The 15,365-nt window shown below is 72.3% G+C and carries 14 protein-coding genes and 1 pseudogene; 10 read left to right on the top strand and 5 right to left on the bottom strand.

Going from position 1 to position 15,365, the window contains the following annotated elements:
• Window positions 1–60: 60 nt before the first annotated feature.
• From GTY56_RS22925 to GTY56_RS22955, 8 genes and pseudogenes are all read left to right on the top strand, one after another.
• Window positions 61–861 (top strand): crotonase/enoyl-CoA hydratase family protein, encoded by an 801-nt coding sequence (locus GTY56_RS22925; protein ID WP_161367210.1) that lies wholly within the window; start codon window positions 61–63, stop codon window positions 859–861.
• Between the two features lie 30 nt (window positions 862–891).
• Window positions 892–1,833 carry a Zn-ribbon domain-containing OB-fold protein gene (locus GTY56_RS22930; protein ID WP_161367211.1) on the top strand — a complete coding sequence of 314 codons (942 nt, stop codon included), beginning with the start codon at window positions 892–894 and terminating at the stop codon, window positions 1,831–1,833.
• Window positions 1,830–2,894 carry a thiolase family protein gene (locus tag GTY56_RS22935; RefSeq protein WP_161367212.1) on the top strand — a complete coding sequence of 355 codons (1,065 nt, stop codon included), beginning with the start codon at window positions 1,830–1,832 and terminating at the stop codon, window positions 2,892–2,894. The genes GTY56_RS22930 and GTY56_RS22935 overlap by 4 nt, the downstream gene beginning before the upstream one ends.
• A complete protein-coding gene (locus GTY56_RS22940; RefSeq protein ID WP_161367213.1) occupies window positions 2,891–4,057 on the top strand; it encodes a thiolase family protein in 1,167 nt (388 codons plus the stop codon). Before GTY56_RS22935 ends, GTY56_RS22940 begins: the two co-directional genes overlap by 4 nt.
• Window positions 4,058–4,139: 82 nt before the next feature.
• On the top strand, window positions 4,140–4,382 hold the full coding sequence (locus GTY56_RS22945) for a DUF397 domain-containing protein (protein ID WP_161367214.1): 243 nt from the start codon (window positions 4,140–4,142) through the stop codon (window positions 4,380–4,382).
• A 186-nt stretch (window positions 4,383–4,568) separates the two neighbouring features.
• Window positions 4,569–5,471 (top strand): universal stress protein, encoded by a 903-nt coding sequence (locus GTY56_RS22950; protein WP_161367215.1) that lies wholly within the window; start codon window positions 4,569–4,571, stop codon window positions 5,469–5,471.
• Between the two features lie 51 nt (window positions 5,472–5,522).
• A pseudogene (locus GTY56_RS41385) lies at window positions 5,523–5,675 on the top strand (hypothetical protein); the annotation flags it as partial.
• A gap of 135 nt (window positions 5,676–5,810) precedes the next feature.
• Entirely contained in the window at window positions 5,811–6,308 is a 498-nt protein-coding gene (locus tag GTY56_RS22955) for a glycosyltransferase family protein (protein ID WP_062931252.1), read from the top strand.
• 69 nt (window positions 6,309–6,377) lie between these two features.
• Here GTY56_RS22955 and GTY56_RS22960 read toward each other — a convergent pair whose 3' ends face one another.
• Entirely contained in the window at window positions 6,378–7,517 is a 1,140-nt protein-coding gene (locus GTY56_RS22960; RefSeq protein WP_161367216.1) for an aminoglycoside phosphotransferase family protein, read from the bottom strand.
• A 232-nt stretch (window positions 7,518–7,749) separates the two neighbouring features.
• On the opposite strand from GTY56_RS22960, the gene GTY56_RS22965 reads away from it, so the two are divergent.
• A complete protein-coding gene (locus tag GTY56_RS22965; protein ID WP_161367217.1) occupies window positions 7,750–9,243 on the top strand; it encodes a DNA-binding protein NsdB in 1,494 nt (497 codons plus the stop codon).
• A 30-nt stretch (window positions 9,244–9,273) separates the two neighbouring features.
• On the opposite strand, the gene GTY56_RS22970 is transcribed toward GTY56_RS22965, so the two are convergent.
• The 3 genes from GTY56_RS22970 to GTY56_RS22980 all read right to left on the bottom strand — a co-directional run bounded on the left by GTY56_RS22970 (window position 9,274) and on the right by GTY56_RS22980 (window position 13,694).
• Window positions 9,274–10,683, bottom strand: a complete 1,410-nt coding sequence (locus GTY56_RS22970) for a PP2C family protein-serine/threonine phosphatase (protein WP_161367218.1) — start codon at window positions 10,681–10,683, stop codon at window positions 9,274–9,276.
• Between the two features lie 294 nt (window positions 10,684–10,977).
• Window positions 10,978–12,072, bottom strand: coding sequence for a baeRF3 domain-containing protein (locus GTY56_RS22975; protein WP_161367219.1), 1,095 nt, complete (start codon window positions 12,070–12,072; stop codon window positions 10,978–10,980).
• A 50-nt stretch (window positions 12,073–12,122) separates the two neighbouring features.
• Window positions 12,123–13,694, bottom strand: a complete 1,572-nt coding sequence (locus GTY56_RS22980; RefSeq protein WP_161367220.1) for an alpha/beta hydrolase — start codon at window positions 13,692–13,694, stop codon at window positions 12,123–12,125.
• Between the two features lie 247 nt (window positions 13,695–13,941).
• Here GTY56_RS22980 and GTY56_RS22985 point away from each other — a divergent pair, with 247 nt between their 5' ends.
• Window positions 13,942–14,619 carry a chaplin gene (locus GTY56_RS22985; protein ID WP_161367221.1) on the top strand — a complete coding sequence of 226 codons (678 nt, stop codon included), beginning with the start codon at window positions 13,942–13,944 and terminating at the stop codon, window positions 14,617–14,619.
• A 9-nt stretch (window positions 14,620–14,628) separates the two neighbouring features.
• On the opposite strand, the gene GTY56_RS22990 is transcribed toward GTY56_RS22985, so the two are convergent.
• Window positions 14,629–15,363: a class I SAM-dependent methyltransferase gene (locus GTY56_RS22990; RefSeq protein WP_161367222.1), complete on the bottom strand. Its 735-nt coding sequence runs from the start codon at window positions 15,361–15,363 to the stop codon at window positions 14,629–14,631.
• Window positions 15,364–15,365: the final 2 nt, after the last annotated feature.

Below are 15,365 nucleotides of genomic sequence, written 5' to 3' on the forward strand. Positions count from 1 at the left end.
TCTTGAAGTGCTTCCCGCCCTACTGCAACCTGTTCTCGTTCCAGGAGACGGGAGTTCGCCATGGGCGGGACGGAACACCTCACCGTGCAGCGTGAAGGCGCCACACTGGTGCTCACGCTCAACAGGCCGGAAGCCAGGAACGCGCTCTCGCTGCCGATGCTCGTCGGCCTCCACGACGGGTGGCTGGAGGCCGACGCGGACGACTCGGTCCGCTCGATCGTCTTCACCGGCGCGGGCGGCTCGTTCTGCTCCGGCATGGACCTCAAGGCCCTCGCCGGGAACGGCATGGCCGGAGAGGAGTACCGCGACCGGCTCAAGGCCGACCCCGACCTGCACTGGAAGGCCATGCTGCGGCACCACCGCCCGCGCAAACCGGTGATCGCCGCCGTCGAGGGGGTGTGCGTCGCGGGCGGCACCGAGATGCTCCAGGGCACCGACATCCGGGTCGCCGCCGAGTCCGCCACCTTCGGCCTGTTCGAGGTGCGGCGGGGCCTGTTCCCGATCGGCGGCTCCACGGTCCGCCTGCAACGCCAGATCCCGCGCACCCACGCCCTGGAGATGCTCCTCACCGGCCGCCCCTACAGTGCCCGCGAGGCCGCCGCCATCGGCCTGGTCGGCCACGTCGTCCCCGACGGCACGGCACTCGACGCAGCCCTGGAGATCGCCGAGCGGATCAACTCCTGCGGCCCGCTGGCCGTCGAAGCCGTCAAGGCCTCCGTCTACGAGACCGCCGGGATGACCGAGTCCGACGGCCTTGCCGCCGAACTCGCCCGCGGCTGGCCGGTGTTCGACACCGCCGACGCCAAGGAGGGCGCCCGAGCCTTCGCGGAGAAGCGACCGCCCGTCTTCAAGCGAGCCTGACCGCGCGCCCGAGAGAAGGAGCCCTCCGGCATGCCCGAAGTCCTCAAAGCCCCCCTCGTCGTCGAGTTCCCCTTCACCCGCTCCCTCGGCCCCGTCCAGAGCGCGTTCCTGACCGGCCTGCGCGAGCGCGTCGTCCTCGGCGTCCGCACCGCCGACGGCCGTGTCCTCGTCCCGCCCGTCGAGTACGACCCCGTCACCGCCGGGGAACTCGGCGATCTGGTCGAGGTCGCCCCCACCGGCACGGTCACCACCTGGGCCTGGAACCCCGCCCCCCGCCGCGGCCAGCCCCTCACCACCCCCTTCGCCTGGGTCCTGGTCCGCCTCGACGGCGCCGACACCGCCCTCCTGCACGCCCTCGACGCCCCCGGCCCCGCCGCTGTGCACACGGGCATGCCGGTCCGCATCCGCTGGGCGGGCGAACGCACCGGCGCCATCACCGACATCGCCTGCTTCGAGCCCCACGACGGCCACCGGGCCGGACCCACGGGACACACGGGCGAGTTCGAGGACCCCGTCACCGGCATCGTCGCCGCCGCCCGCCTCGACTACACCTACTCGCCGGGGCGCGCCCAGACCGCCTACATCAACGCCCTCTCCGGCCGGCGCACCGTCGGCGAACGCTGCCCGTCCTGCCGCAAGGTGTACGTCCCCCCGAGGGGCGCGTGCCCCACCTGCGGGGTCGCCACGTCCGAGCAGGTCGAGGTGGGTCCGCGCGGCACGGTGACCACGTTCTGCATCGTCAACATCAAAGCGAAGAACCTCGACATCGAGGTGCCGTACGTCTACGCCCACATCGCCCTCGACGGCGCCGGCCTGGCCCTGCACGGACGGATCGGCGGCATCCCCTACGACGAGGTCCGCATGGGCCTGCGCGTCGAACCCGTCTGGACCGAGGGCGCCCGCTATCCCGACCACTACCGGCCCACCGGCGAACCCGACGCGGACTACGACACCTACAAGGAGCTGCTGTGACGAGCGCACCGCGGGACCGCGAGATCGCCGTCGTCGCCTTCGCCCAGACCGGCCACCGGCGCACCAGCGAGGAGCTCTCCGAGGTGGAGATGCTGATGCCGGTGCTGCACGAGGTCCTCGACTCCACCGGCCTGAAGACCGCCGACATCGGCTTCACCTGCTCCGGCTCCAGCGACTACCTCGCCGGCCGCGCGTTCTCCTTCACCCTCGCCCTCGACGGCGTCGGCGCCTGGCCCCCGATCTCCGAGTCGCACGTCGAGATGGACGGCGCCTGGGCCCTGTACGAGGCCTGGACGAAACTCCTCACCGGCGACGCCGACACCGCCCTGGTCTACTCCTACGGCAAGTCCTCGCCCGGCTCGGTCCGCGACGTCCTGACCCGCCAGCTCGACCCCTACTACGTGGCACCCCTGTGGCCCGACTCCGTGGCCCTCGCCGCCCTCCAGGCCCAGGCCCTCATCGACGCCGGCGACACCGACGAACCCGCCCTGGCCTCCGTCGCCTCCCGCAACCGCGAGGCGGCGACCACCAACCCTCACGCACAACTGCGCGGCCCCGTGCCGCAGGGCGACCACATCGTCCACCCCCTGCGCACCGGCGACTGCCCGCCCATCGGCGACGGAGCGGCGGCCGTGATCCTCGCTGCGGGCGACCGGGCCCGTGACCTGTGCCCACGACCCGCCTGGATCCGCGGCATCGACCACCGCATCGAGGCCCACGGCCTCGGCGTGCGCGATCTGACCGACTCGCCGTCCACCCGTCTGGCCGCCGAGCGGGCCGGAGCCTTCGAGCGGCCCGTGGACACCGCCGAACTGCACGCGCCCTTCTCCTCACAGGAGATCGTCCTGCGCAAGGCCCTCCGGCTGGGCGAGGACGTGGACGTGAACCCCTCCGGCGGCGCCCTCGCCGCCAACCCGATCATGGCCGCCGGCCTCATCCGCATCGGAGAAGCCGCCGCCCGCATCCACCGCGGCCGGTCCGACCGCGCCCTCGCCCACGCCACGTCCGGCCCCTGCCTCCAGCAGAACCTGGTCGCCGTACTCGAAGGGGAACCCCGATGAGCAAGGAGCCCGTGGCCGTCGTCGGCATCGGCCAGACCAGGCACGTCGCGGCACACCGGGACGTCTCCCTCGCCGGACTGGTCCGGGAAGCGGCCCTGCGCGCCCTCCAGGATGCGGAACTGACCTGGGCCGACATCGACGCCGTCGTCATCGGCAAGGCGCCCGACTTCTTCGAGGGCGTCATGATGCCGGAGCTCTACCTCGCCGACGCCCTCGGCGCCGTCGGCAAGCCCATGCTCCGCGTGCACACCGCCGGCTCCGTCGGCGGCTCCACCGCGCTGGTCGCCGCGAACCTCGTCGCGGCCCGCGTCCACGGCACGGTCCTCACCCTCGCCTTCGAAAAGCAGTCCGAGTCCAACGCCATGTGGGGCCTGTCCCTCCCCATCCCCTTCCAGCAGCCCCTGCTCGCCGGGGCCGGCGGGTTCTTCGCACCGCACATCCGTGCCTACATGCGCCGCAGCGGCGCGCCCGAGACGATCGGCGCCCTCGTCGCCTACAAGGACCGCCGCAACGCGCTCAAGAACCCCTACGCCCACCTGCACGAACACGACATCACCCTCGACAGGGTCATGGCCTCGCCCATGCTGTGGGACCCGATCCGCTACTCGGAGACCTGCCCCTCCTCCGACGGTGCCTGCGCCATGATCCTCACCGACCGCTCCGGAGCCGCCCGGGCACCACGGCCGCCGGCCTGGATGCTCGGCGGCGCGATGCGCAGCGAACCGACCCTCTTCGCCGGCAAGGACTTCGTCTCCCCGAGGGCCGGGCAGGACTGCGCCGCCGACGTCTACCGGCAGGCCGGGATCACCGACCCCCGCCGCGAGATCGACGGCGCCGAGATCTATGTGCCGTTCTCCTGGTACGAGCCGATGTGGCTGGAGAACCTCGGCTTCGCCGGCGAGGGCGAGGGCTGGAAGCTCACCGAGTCCGGCGTGACCGAGCTGGACGGCGACCTGCCCGTCAACATGTCGGGCGGCGTACTGTCCACCAACCCCATCGGCGCCTCCGGGATGATCCGCTTCGCGGAAGCGGCGCTCCAGGTGCGCGGGCAGGCCGGAGAACACCAGGTGGACGGTGCGCGCCGGGTCCTCGGACACGCCTACGGCGGCGGATCGCAGTTCTTCTCCATGTGGCTCGTGGGCGACCGTCCCCCGGCCTCCTGAAAAGTCCCCCTCACGTGCCCTGTTGGCCGTGGGACGCGATCGCTAGGCTGGCCGCGGACGACGAACCGGGAGGAGCACGGACGTGGCCGAGACCACCACCCAGCAGCGCGCGCTCACAGGCTGGGACAAGCCGGAGCTGGACCTCACCAACGCACAGTGGCAGTCCAGCAGCCGAGGGCGGGGGGATGTCCAGATCGCCTTCGTCGAGGGCTTCATCGCCATGCGGAACAGTGGCCGCCCGGAGAGCCCTTCGCTGATCTTCACCCCCGCCGAGTGGGGCGCGTTCGTGTCGGGAGCGCGGGAAGGAGAGTTCGACCTCACCTGAGGACGGGCCGGACTCTCCTCGCTCGAGGACGGACCGGACCCTTCCGGACGGCCGGGAGCCGACGGCCCATCCGTGGGTGTTCCGCTCCCATTTCCGGACACGCGACCGGAGGGGACGTCCCGGAGCGACCGCCTGAGTCAGGCTGGCTCCCAGGAGGGGACGGCCGGATCCCGGAGGTGAGGACCCATGAGCACCCTGCCCGTCGTCGCGGCGGTCGACGGTTCGGACGACAGCCTGCGCGCCCTGGAGTGGGCTGTCGACGCCGCTCGCCGGCGCGCGGCACCCCTGCGCGTGGCGCACGTCCGCCAGTACGCCCACTGGGCACAGCCCGAAATCCTCGCCGCCGGGCCCGCGAACCCGCAGGACGACCCCGTTCTCACCCAGGTCCGCACCCACCTGGAAGGCCGTGCCGACCAGCCGGACACGGAGTACGTCGGCCTGGAGGGCGCGGCCGGTGCGGTCCTGCCCGAACTGGGTGCCACCGCCCAACTGCTGGTGCTCGGTTCCCGGGGCCGCGGCGGCTTCGCCAGTCTGCTGCTCGGCTCCAACAGCATGGCCGCCGCACGCGACGCCGAATGCCCCGTCGTCGTGGTGCCCCGGCCCGGACGCGAGGTCCACGGCGAGGCACCGGGCGGTCCCGGCCCACGCGTGGTCGTCGGTCTGAAGGTGGACGGCCCCGACGAGGCCACCTTGGAGTTCGCCTTCGCCGAGGCCGCCCGGCGCGGTGCCCGGCTCCAGGCGGTCGCCGCCTACCCCTGGCCGGCGCAGCCCTGGATGATGCCCGGGGAGATGCCCCCGCCGATCGTCGACCAGGACCTCATCGAGGAGGAGACCCGCGTCCTCGCCGACGGTTTCCTCGCCCCGTACCGCGAGCGGCACCCTGACGTCCCGATCCAGCTGATCCCGGCGGCGGGCGACGCGGCCGGCCACCTCGTCGCGGCCTCCCGGGACGCCGGCCTCGTCGTCGTGGGCCGTCACCGGCGGCGTCTGCTCTCACCCGTGCGCATGATGGGCTCGGTCACCCACGCCGTCCTGCTGCACGCCGCGAGCCCCGTCGCCGTGGTCCCGCCGGCGGCTTCCGCGGGCTGACCTCGCCCTCCATGGAGACAGCCGTACCTGTGATCGACCGCAGGCCGCCTCATGCCGTGGCAGGAACCGCTACGGCTTCCCGACGGCGCCGCCGCCGGCAACGGTGGCCCTCGTACACGCCCCGACCGCGTTCTCGCGAGCCCCGGCCGCGACCGGCCGCGGGCCTGCCACGCGCCACGTCGTGTGCGGTACTTCCTCACGGAGCACCCGCGCCGTTCGTGGTGCGCACCCCGCTGCGGCAACCGCGCCCCGAGCGGCCCGCCACCACCGACGGCACAAGGCACCGCTCTGAGCCGCCCGCCCCGCACTTCGCAGGCCGGGACACGTACCATGGGCGACATGTCGTTCCTCCGCCGCCGCAGCGCCACTCCCGCCGGGCCCGACTTCGACGTACTGGCCATGGACCCGGGCGACTGGCCCGGCAACCTCGGTGCGGGACTGCTGCCCGCGCCCGACGGCACCTGCCAGGGCGTCTTCCTGCGCTACGACCTGTTCGGCGGTCGCGGCCCCGCGATGATCATCGGCAATCTGCCGGAGGGTTCCCCGGCCCGCGAGGTCCCCGAGGGCGAGGTCCCCTTCGAGGTGGCCCAGCTGCTGCTGGCCCTGGAGAACGACGAGGAGGTCACCGTCGTCAGCACCGAGGACGTACCGGTGATGCAGGGCGACAACCTCCTGATCGTGCGGCGCGTCAAGCTCTCCGAGAGCCGGATCTCCTGCGTGCAGTTCGACCGCAGCGACAACGTCCTCGTGACCATCGCCGCCTGGGACCGCCCCATCACGGACGACCTCTACGCCCTTCTCAAACCGCTGCCCGCGGAACTCTTCCAGCAGGGCTGAGCCGAACCGACCGCATACGAAAGGGCCGCTGCACGCCTCCCCCGGCGTGCAGCGGCCCTTTCGTCCCCGTCAGCGAGTGCCGACCGCCGCGCGCACGGCGCGCCGGGCCAACTGGCAGTCGTCGTGCAGCCGCCGCAGCAGCAGCCTCTGCTCCTCGCCGGACGGCGCAGCAGCCGGGTGGGCCGTGCCCGGTGCCGCCGGGGCCGCGTCGTGCATGGAACGCTGCACGGCCGTCTCGTAGGTACGGATCTCACGGGTCAGCACCAGCATCAGGTTCACCAGGAAGGCGTCCCTGGACGCGGGCCCCGCCGACTGGGCGATCTGGCTGATCTGGCGGCGGGCGACCGGTGCGTCCCCGAGCACCGACCACAGCGTCGCCAGGTCGTAACCCGGCAGGTACCAGCCGGCATGCTCCCAGTCCACCAGCACTGGACCGGCCGGTGACAGGAGGATGTTCGACAGCAGTGCGTCGCCGTGGCAGAACTGGCCCATGCCCTGCCGCCCGGCCGTCTGCGCGATGCCGTGCAGCAGCTTCTGCAGGTCGCCCAGGTCCCGGTCGGTGAGCAGGCCCAGCTCGTGGTATCGGGAGATCCGGGCCGCGTAGTCGAGCGGGGCGTCGAACGTGCCCGCCGGTGGACGCCAGGCGTTCAGCCGGCAGATCGCGCCGAGTGCCGCTCTGATGTCCGCCCGGGGCGGCGCCTCAACCGGGTGCCGCTGGAGCGCCGCCACCCGGCCCGGCATCCGCTCGATCACCAGGGTGCAGTTGTCCGGGTCCGCCGCGATCAGTCTCGGCGCCCGCACGGGAGGGCGGTGCCGGACGAACGAGCGGTACGCCGCTATCTCGTGGCGGATCCGCTCGGACCAGGCGGGGGAGTGGTCGAGTAAACACTTGGCGACAGCCGTGCTCCGACCGGTCGTACCGACCAGGAGCACGGACCGTCCGTTGCGGCGCAGGACCTGCACCGGGGCGAACTCCGGGCAGATGCGGTGCACGGACGCGATCGCCGTGCGCAGCTGCGCGCCCTGGGGGCCGGACAAGTCGAGTCTCCCGCTGAGCGGTTGGGTGCCGATGACCGCGCCGCGCCTGGCCCTGCCCGCACCGAGCACGGGAGCCGCCGGCCGCGCGGGGGCGAGGTAGGGGCCGCTGTCCGTGGGACGCGGGTGCAGCGACCGGGGCGGTGCGGACACGGAGGACGATGCTGCGTACATGGGCGAAACAGATCCCTTCGTGTGCCTGCGACGACAGCGCACCACCCGGCCCGGAGGCCCGGGAGAACCCTGGGGAGTGTCCCTGGCGACCGGGTCGGGGTGGCGCGTTCCTACCTGACACCGGATGGCCCGTGGCACACCATGTGGCGCACCCTGGCGAACCCTGGCGAATAGTCGCCCGGCAAGTCTCCTCGGGCTACTGTCAACTCAGCCGAGAACCTGGGGGCTTGACGTGAGCGGACAACCCAACACCCGGCTCGCGGACCTGTTCGGCCTGGCCGGCTGGTCCAAAGGCGAACTCGCGAGGCTGGTCAACCGGCAGGCGGCGGCCATGGGCCACCCCCAGCTGTCGACCGACACCTCCCGGGTGCGGCGGTGGATCGACACGGGAGAGATCCCGCGCGATCCGGTGCCGCGGGTGCTGGCGGCCCTGTTCACCGAGCGTCTCGGCCGTGTCGTGACCATCGAGGACCTCGGTCTGGTCCGGCACGGGCGTGCGGGGAGACGGCAGGGCGGCGGGAGCTCCGAAGCTCCTGACGGCGTGCCGTGGGCGCCCGAGCGGACGGCTGCGGTCCTCACCGAATTCACGGGAATGGACCTCATGCTCAACCGACGCGGCTTGGTGGGCGCGGGCGCCGCGCTCGCCGCGGGATCCGCACTCAGCAGCGCCATGTACGACTGGCTGCACACCGACCCTTCCCTGGCTGCCGACGCCCCCGACCTCGACCATCACCTGCACGCCGACCCCGCTGGGTTCGACCGCTACGAGGCCGCCCCCATCGGGTCGCAGGAGATCGAGGAACTGGAGCGCTCGGTCGAGGTGTTCCGCGCCTGGGACGCGGCCCGCGGCGGCGGGCTCCAGCGCAAGGCCGTGGTGGGCCAGCTCAACGAGGTGGGCGGCATGCTCGCCTACCGTCACCCACCCCATCTCCAGCGGCGCCTGTGGGGCGTAGCCGCCAACCTCGCCGTCCTCGCGGGCTGGATGTCGCACGACGTCGGTCTGGAGCCCACGGCCCAGAAGTACTTCGTCATCGCCGCGCACGCGGCCAGAGAGGGCGGGGACCGCCCCCGCGCGGGCGAGGCCCTGTCCCGCGCGGCCCGCCAGATGGTGCACCTGGGCCGGCCGGACGACGCTCTGGACCTGATGAAGCTCGCCACGTCCGGCTCCGGTGACGATGTGCTGCCGCGCACCCGGGCGATGCTCTACACCATCGAGGCCTGGGCGCAGGCGTCCATGGGCAAGGGCCAGGCGATGCGCCGCACACTCGGGCGGGCGGAGGACCTGTTCGTCTCCGACAAGGCCGACGTGCCGCCGCCGGACTGGATGCAGACCTTCAGGGAGGAGGACCTCTACGGCATGCAGGCCCTGGCCTACCGCACGCTCGCCGAGTTCGAGCCGGGGGCCGCCGCCCATGCGCAGCACTACGCGGAGAAGGCCCTGGCCCTGCGGGTCGACGGCCGGCAACGGTCGAAGATCTTCGACTACCTGTCGATGGCGTCGGCCTGCTTCATCGCGGACGACCCCGAACAGGCGGACCGGTACGCGCGACTGGCCCTGGTGTCGATGGGCTCCAACTCCTCCCACCGCACCTGGGACCGGCTGCGCCAGATGTACCGGCTCACCGCCGAGTACTCGGGCTATCCGAAGATCCAGGAGCTGCGGGAGGAGATCAAGCTCGCCCTGCCGAAGACGAAGGGCAGGGGAAGCAACCGCGCGCAGGCCTGAGTTCCCCGGTCGGTCCGGGTTCTGGTTTCCCTACGACACGACCTTGGCGACGAGCAGACAGGCGTTGTCCTCGCGCTCGCCCTCACCGAACTCCTGGACCACGGTGCGCACGCAGTCCTGCGCGGTGCGGTTCCCGGCCAGGCGCGGTGCCAGGCCGAGGAGGAGGTTCGCCGCCGCCGATCCGGTGTGCCCCGGCACCAGCCCGTCGGTGTGCAGGAGCAACAGGTCGCCCACCTGGAGCGTCTCTTCGGTCTGCCCGTAGACGGCGCCCGAGGTGGCGCCGAGCAGGACGCCGTCCGGTGCGTCCAGGACGCGCCCCGTCCCGTCGCGGAACAGCAGCGGGGCGGGGTGTCCGGCCTGCGCCCACACCAGGGTGCGGTCGGCCGGCCGGTAGCGGCAGCAGAGGGCACTGCCCAGGGCGGGTTGCACGGTGGCGTCGAGTAACTGGTTCAGCCAGGCCATCACCTGTCCCGGCTGCCCACCGGCCATGGCCATGCCGCGAACGGCACCGAGCAGCATGGCCATGTTCGACGTCACGCCGACTCCCTGGCCGGTGAGGTCCCCGACGCCGATGAGCGTTTCGCCGTCGGTCAGTTCGAGGGCGTCGTACCAGTCGCCGCCGATGAGGGTGCGGGAGGACGCCGGCAGGTGGTGGGACGCGAGGTCGAGGGCCCTGGCGCCCCGGTGCGGGAGCCGCAGGGAGCCGCGCCACGGAGGCAGTACGGTCTCCTGCAACTCGACCGCGAGCCGGTGCTCGCTCTGCGCGGCGTCCTGCCGGTGGTGCAGCGAGTCACGGGTCTCGCTCACCACCCGCTGGCTGCGGCGCAGTTCGCTGACGTCACGCAGCACGGCCCACATCGAGGCGGTGCTGCCGTCGGTGTCGAGCACGGGTTCACCCATCATGTGCACGGTCCGTACGTCGCCGGCCCGGCGGGCGATGCGGAACTCGCCGTCGATGGGCCGGGCGTCGACGAGGCAGTCGGTGACCATCGCCGTCAGCTTCGGCCGGTCCTCGTCCACGACCAGCGATGGCAGTTCGTCGAGGGTGAGCGGGGGAGCGGCCGGATCGCGGCCCAGGATCCGGTAGAGCTCGCCGGACCAACTGGCCTCGTCCGTCAGCAGGTTCCACTCGGCGCTGCCGACCCGGCTGAGCAGGGAACCCTGCGCGGGGCGGGGGGCTTCCGGGGCCGCCGCCGTGGGCAGGGGCCCGTCCCGCAGCTGGGCCAGGTGCTCGTCGAGGTCGTTGAGCTGGTGCAGGGCCAGGTCGTACAGGGCACGCTGCCAGCGCTCGCGCGGGTGGTCCGAACCCACGTCCTCGGAGTCGCGGCGCACCGCGTCCACTTCGCCCTTGAGCCGCCGCGTCTGCGATATGAGCGCGTCGACCGAGCCGCGTCCGGGCGGCTGGGCGGCTGGGCGGTCCGCGGAGAGGTGGGACGGCATGACGCACTCCGATGCGGGGACGGTTCGACCAAGGCGGACGGAGGGACCGTTACGACTGTTGCACAGCCCGCGACGGCCTGTAAGGGATTCGGCGACACACGATACGGTGGTGCTTCTGGCATATGCCACAGTCTCGCGGAGCTACTCCGGGGTAGGTGGGGAACATCCTCGCCGTAAGCTCAAGTCGTAGGTTACACAGGGCATTTGACGGCCCATCGAACACCCGCACAAGGCGCATGAAAATGTTCGATGGTTCTGTGTTCGAGTCGTGGTGGGTGCCGCGGCCCACCCCGGTCAGTACCGCAGCACCCCGGCCATGCCGTCCGCCTCCCCGAGCGTGCCGTCCGGGACGAAGCGGACATCGGCCCCGGTCTCCAGGCACTGTTCGACGATCTCGTCCACGATGTCCTCGCGGGAGTCGAGGTCGCCGCTCTCGGCGAGGACCAGATGGTCCCCGGCGTCGCGGACCGTCACACGGTAGTTCTCCTCGACGGCCAGCAGCCGGACGCGGCCGTCCCGGGCGCTCTGCCACAGCTCGTCGACACCGGCGGCGAACTCCCGTCGGCCGCGGGCCGTTTCGAGGGCGCGGGTCACGGCGTCCGTGCTGCGGCGGGCTTCCGCCTCGACCACCGGGCGCACGGCCTGCCAGACGGTCTCGTGGGTTCCGTGGGCGAGTCCGCCGTGCGGGACGTGCACCGCGCCGCGGGCGGTGCCGACGACCTCGTCCAGCAGGGACAGTGCGGCCGGCTCCCCCGTGACGTACAGCTGCCGCGGGTGGTCGCGCAGTACGGCGGTCATCGCGGTGCCCGCCTCGCGCAGGAACTGGCGGGTGCGTTCCTCCCGGAAGGCGCTCGGCGTGTCTCCGATCCGCTGCTGCCGCTCCGGGTCGAAGTTCTCCACGCGCCGGGTCATCGGGAAGCCGCCGACCCGGGCCTCGGCGACCCGGTCGACGCCGCCGTTCCACAGGGTGACGCGGTCCGCGGCGAGCGACAGGACCCAGAAGGGCCGTCCGGCCGTCTGGGCCGAGACGAGGTTGCGGGTGAGGAAGGTGTCCGAGAGCACCACGCGTTCGGGTACGGACCTCGCCACCGACCACACCTGGTGTTCGCCCGGAGCGGCGAAGATCACCAGGCCGTCCTCGGCGTGTGTCAGGTCCACCTCGGTCATGGCCCGGTCCAGGTGCCCGGCCACCTCGGTGCGCCGCTCACGGGTGACGGCCGGATCGGCCTCCAGCTGCCTCTTGGCCTCGGCCACCGCATTGCGCAGCCGAACCTGGTCCTGGGCGTTGTAGGGATCGCGCCGATGGGTCGGCGTCAGCACGGAGACCGCGGGGTAGGGGCGCGGGCGCCGCAGCTCGGCAAGGGTCGCGGGACTCAGAACGCTCTCCATGACAGAACGATAGAGCGAATTCGCCTTTAGGGCATTTGGGGCAATCGATCTCACTCGTCGTCGCGGTCGGAGCCGCAGGAGCTGCCGTCCGGCGGGAGGGTTCCGTACAGCAGGAAGGCGTCGACCTTGCCGTGCACGCACTTCGACGAGCCGTAGCCGGTGTGCCCTTCGCCGCGGTTGTCGAGCACCACGGCCGACGGGCCGAGCCGCCTGGCCGTCTCCACCGTCCAGCGGTACGGCGTGGCCGGATCGCCCCGGGTGCCGACGAGCAGCATCCTCGGCGTGTCGACGTCCTTGACCTCCTCGCGGATGTAGTCGGTGCCCTTGGGGCGGCCGTAGCACATCAGCACCTGGGTGAGCCGGTAGCGCCCGAAGACCGGTGAGGCCTGCTCGTAGCGGGCACGCAGCCGGCCGAGGTCCTCGGTGACCTCGGCGGCGGCGGGGCGGTCCGGATCGTCCGCGCAGTTGACGGCCATCAGCGCCGCCGGCAGGTTGTCGAGCGGCACGTCGGCGGGGTCGGTGAGCCCGGCGTGCGGGCCGCGCCGCGGCGGGAGGGTGAAGCCCCCGGACAGGAACGCCTCCAGGCCGCTCGGGTCGCCGTCCTCCAGCAGCCGGGCGACGGCCCGCTGCAACGAGGGCCACAGCTCCCTGCTGTAGAGGCCCTGCCCGAGGGCGCCGGCGAAGTCCTGGCCGGAGAACACCTCGCCGAAGTCGTTCGGCAGCGGATCCTTGTCGAGCGACTCGACCACCTGTACGACGTGCTTGCGGGCTTCTCGCGGATCCCGTCCGAACGGGCAGGCGATGTCCTCGGTGCACCAGGTCAGGAAGTTCTCCAGTGCGGTCTGCTGCCCCCGGGCACTCGCCACACCCTGGTCGGACAGGGGCTCGGTCAGCGTGTCGACACCGTCCAGCACCATCCTGCCGACCTTGTCGGGATGCTGGGCCGCGTACACCGCGCCGAGCCGGCTCCCGTAGGAGAAGCCCAGGTAGTTGAGCTTGTCGTCCCCGAGCGCGTCGCGTATGACGTCCAGGTCGCGGGCGGCGTTGACCGTGCCGATGTGGGGCAGAACCGGGCCCGAGTGCTCGGTGCACTCGGCCGCCGCCGTGCGCAGCTCTTCGAGTACGGCCCCCGGATCGGTCACGTCGGCGTTGCCGTCGGTGGCGTCCAGAGCGCTGTCCGAGGCGTTCCCGCAGCTGACCGGCGAGGAGCGGCCGACACCGCGCGGGTCGAAGGAGACCACGTCGTAGCCGTTCGTCAGGCCCAAGAAGTCCTTGCCGCCCATGGCGAGTTGGGCCACTCCCGGCCCGCCGGGGCCGCCGAAGTTCAGCAGGACCGATCCCCGCGAGGTGCCCGTGGCCCGGTAGCGAGCGACGGCGACGTCCAGGGTGCCCTGCCCGGGCTTGGCGTAGTCGAGCGGGACGGTGACCTTGCCGCACTGGAGATCCTTCGGCATGTCCATGCCCGCGCACTTCGACCAGGTGACCTTCTGGCCGTAGAAGCGCGTGAGGCCGGGCGGCGGGCCGTCGGCGACCGGCAGTGCCGTGCCCAGCAGGGCGAGCCCGGCCGTACCGGTGACCGCACAGCGCCGGATCGAGGGGCGCGTGGACAGCTTGGCCAGCATCGATGCCTCCAGGGCGCGGGGCGTCCCGCAGCGGACCGGGACCGGCGCCCTCGCTCACCATAAGCGGGCCCCGGAAGCCTCGCCTCCGGGCGGGCGGAGCCGGTATACGAAGGGCTTTACCGCTAGTTCGACAACCGGGCCGCTCGATGGAGTGAAAGGCCGATAAGCCATAACTCGGACCGGTCGCCCCGCGTTCTGCCCGGTGCGGGCGAGTGCCCGCGACACGATGTCTGGAAGGCAGGGGCCCATGAGACGCCTTACCCGAAACGGAGTGATCGCCGTCGCCGCCGCCTCGGGCGCGATGGCCGTGACCGTCCCCGCGTACGCCGGTTCCGGTGCGGACGGCTCGACGGCCGGTTCGCCCGGGGTGGTCTCCGGCAACACCGTCCAGCTGCCCGCACACGTTCCGGTGAACGTGTGCGGGAACACCGTGAACGTGGTGGGACTCCTGAACCCCGCCGCCGGCAACAGCTGCGCGAACCAGGACGAGGGGCCGGCGGGCCGGAAGGGCACGTCCGGTGGCGCGGCCGCCGAGGCCGGCGCACAGGATTCACCGGGCGTGATCTCCGGCAACGGCGTGCAGGTGCCGGTCGACCTCCCGGTCAACGTCACGGGCAACTCCGTGAACGTGGTCGGCGTCGGCAACCCGTCGACCGGCAACGAGTCCAGGAACACCCCCGGTGACCAGCGCCCGGTACGCCCCCAGCACCCGCCGAAGCCCGTCCCGGAGCGGACCCCGCCGCCCCGGCCGAATCCGGCCCCCGAACCGGCCCCGCACAGCGCTCCGCACACCGTCCCGCACGCCACCGGCGCCCTGGCGCACACGGGCACGGACCACACCCTCCAGGCCGTCGCGGCGAGCGCGGCACTGGTCGCCGGGGGAGTGGTGCTGCGCCGCAGGTTCCGCCCGGGATCGGACGGCTGAGGAACGGCGCTACACCGCCTTCGCCACCCCCGTGAGCAGCACCATTCCCGAGTCCCCGTAGTCGGGCAGCGTCGGGTCCACGTCGATGTGGGTCACGTCCAGGTCCCGGGTCAGGGGTGTGAAGACCTCCGTCACGGTCGCCGGGTTCACCGGGCAGCCGGGCCAGCGGGAGGCCGGACCGATGCGGTACGTCGGCATGTTCTCCATGAACGCGGCCACCAGGTGGCCGCCCGGCCGGACCGTGCGGACGAAGGCGCGGCAGAAGTCGGCGAACTCCGCGAAGTCCTCCGTGACGCTCTCGGCGACGAAGTGCATCGAGGCGAGTCCGTACGCGCCCGGCGGCAGGGTCCGCACGTCGGCGTGGACGATGTTCACCGGGGCCAGCGCCCCGGCGAGGGTCGCGGGCACCTCCGGGTTCAGCCGTCGGCACAGGGTGTGGAAGGGCAGCCAGCTCGCGTCGAGCCGGTGGCAGATCTGATCCTCCAGGTAGGCGATGTTGCTCGCTCCGGCCTCCACGGCGTCGATCCTGCGGCACGCGGCGGACGCCAGTATGAGCGGGTACAGATTGGGTCCCGCACCGAACTCCACCGAGCGGTCGATCCGGCCGGGCGGGAGGCCCCGGTAGAACGCGGAGTGGTGCGCGATGACCGCCGCGTCCGACGCGTGCACCTCGCGGTAGTTCTCCGCGAGGTAGTCGGAGACCGGCCAGCGGTCCCAGTCGACGTCGTCGTTGTGCGTCGTCATGG

Origin of the sequence: Streptomyces sp. SID5643, assembly GCF_009872555.1 — a bacterium.
Lineage (GTDB): Bacteria > Actinomycetota > Actinomycetes > Streptomycetales > Streptomycetaceae > Streptomyces > Streptomyces iakyrus.

Excerpts from the sequence above, each read along its gene's own strand:
- GTY56_RS22925 (WP_161367210.1), top strand. The coding sequence starts at position 61 with ATGGGCGGGACGGAACACCTCACCGTGCAGCGTGAAGGCGCCACACTG.
- GTY56_RS22930 (WP_161367211.1), top strand. The coding sequence starts at position 892 with ATGCCCGAAGTCCTCAAAGCCCCCCTCGTCGTCGAGTTCCCCTTCACC.
- GTY56_RS22940 (WP_161367213.1), top strand. The coding sequence starts at position 2,891 with ATGAGCAAGGAGCCCGTGGCCGTCGTCGGCATCGGCCAGACCAGGCAC.
- GTY56_RS22950 (WP_161367215.1), top strand. The coding sequence starts at position 4,569 with ATGAGCACCCTGCCCGTCGTCGCGGCGGTCGACGGTTCGGACGACAGC.
- GTY56_RS22955 (WP_062931252.1), top strand. The coding sequence starts at position 5,811 with ATGTCGTTCCTCCGCCGCCGCAGCGCCACTCCCGCCGGGCCCGACTTC.
- GTY56_RS22960 (WP_161367216.1), bottom strand. The coding sequence starts at position 7,517 with ATGTACGCAGCATCGTCCTCCGTGTCCGCACCGCCCCGGTCGCTGCAC.
- GTY56_RS22970 (WP_161367218.1), bottom strand. The coding sequence starts at position 10,683 with ATGCCGTCCCACCTCTCCGCGGACCGCCCAGCCGCCCAGCCGCCCGGA.
- GTY56_RS22975 (WP_161367219.1), bottom strand. The coding sequence starts at position 12,072 with ATGGAGAGCGTTCTGAGTCCCGCGACCCTTGCCGAGCTGCGGCGCCCG.
- GTY56_RS22980 (WP_161367220.1), bottom strand. The coding sequence starts at position 13,694 with ATGCTGGCCAAGCTGTCCACGCGCCCCTCGATCCGGCGCTGTGCGGTC.
- GTY56_RS22985 (WP_161367221.1), top strand. The coding sequence starts at position 13,942 with ATGAGACGCCTTACCCGAAACGGAGTGATCGCCGTCGCCGCCGCCTCG.
- GTY56_RS22990 (WP_161367222.1), bottom strand. The coding sequence starts at position 15,363 with ATGACGACGCACAACGACGACGTCGACTGGGACCGCTGGCCGGTCTCC.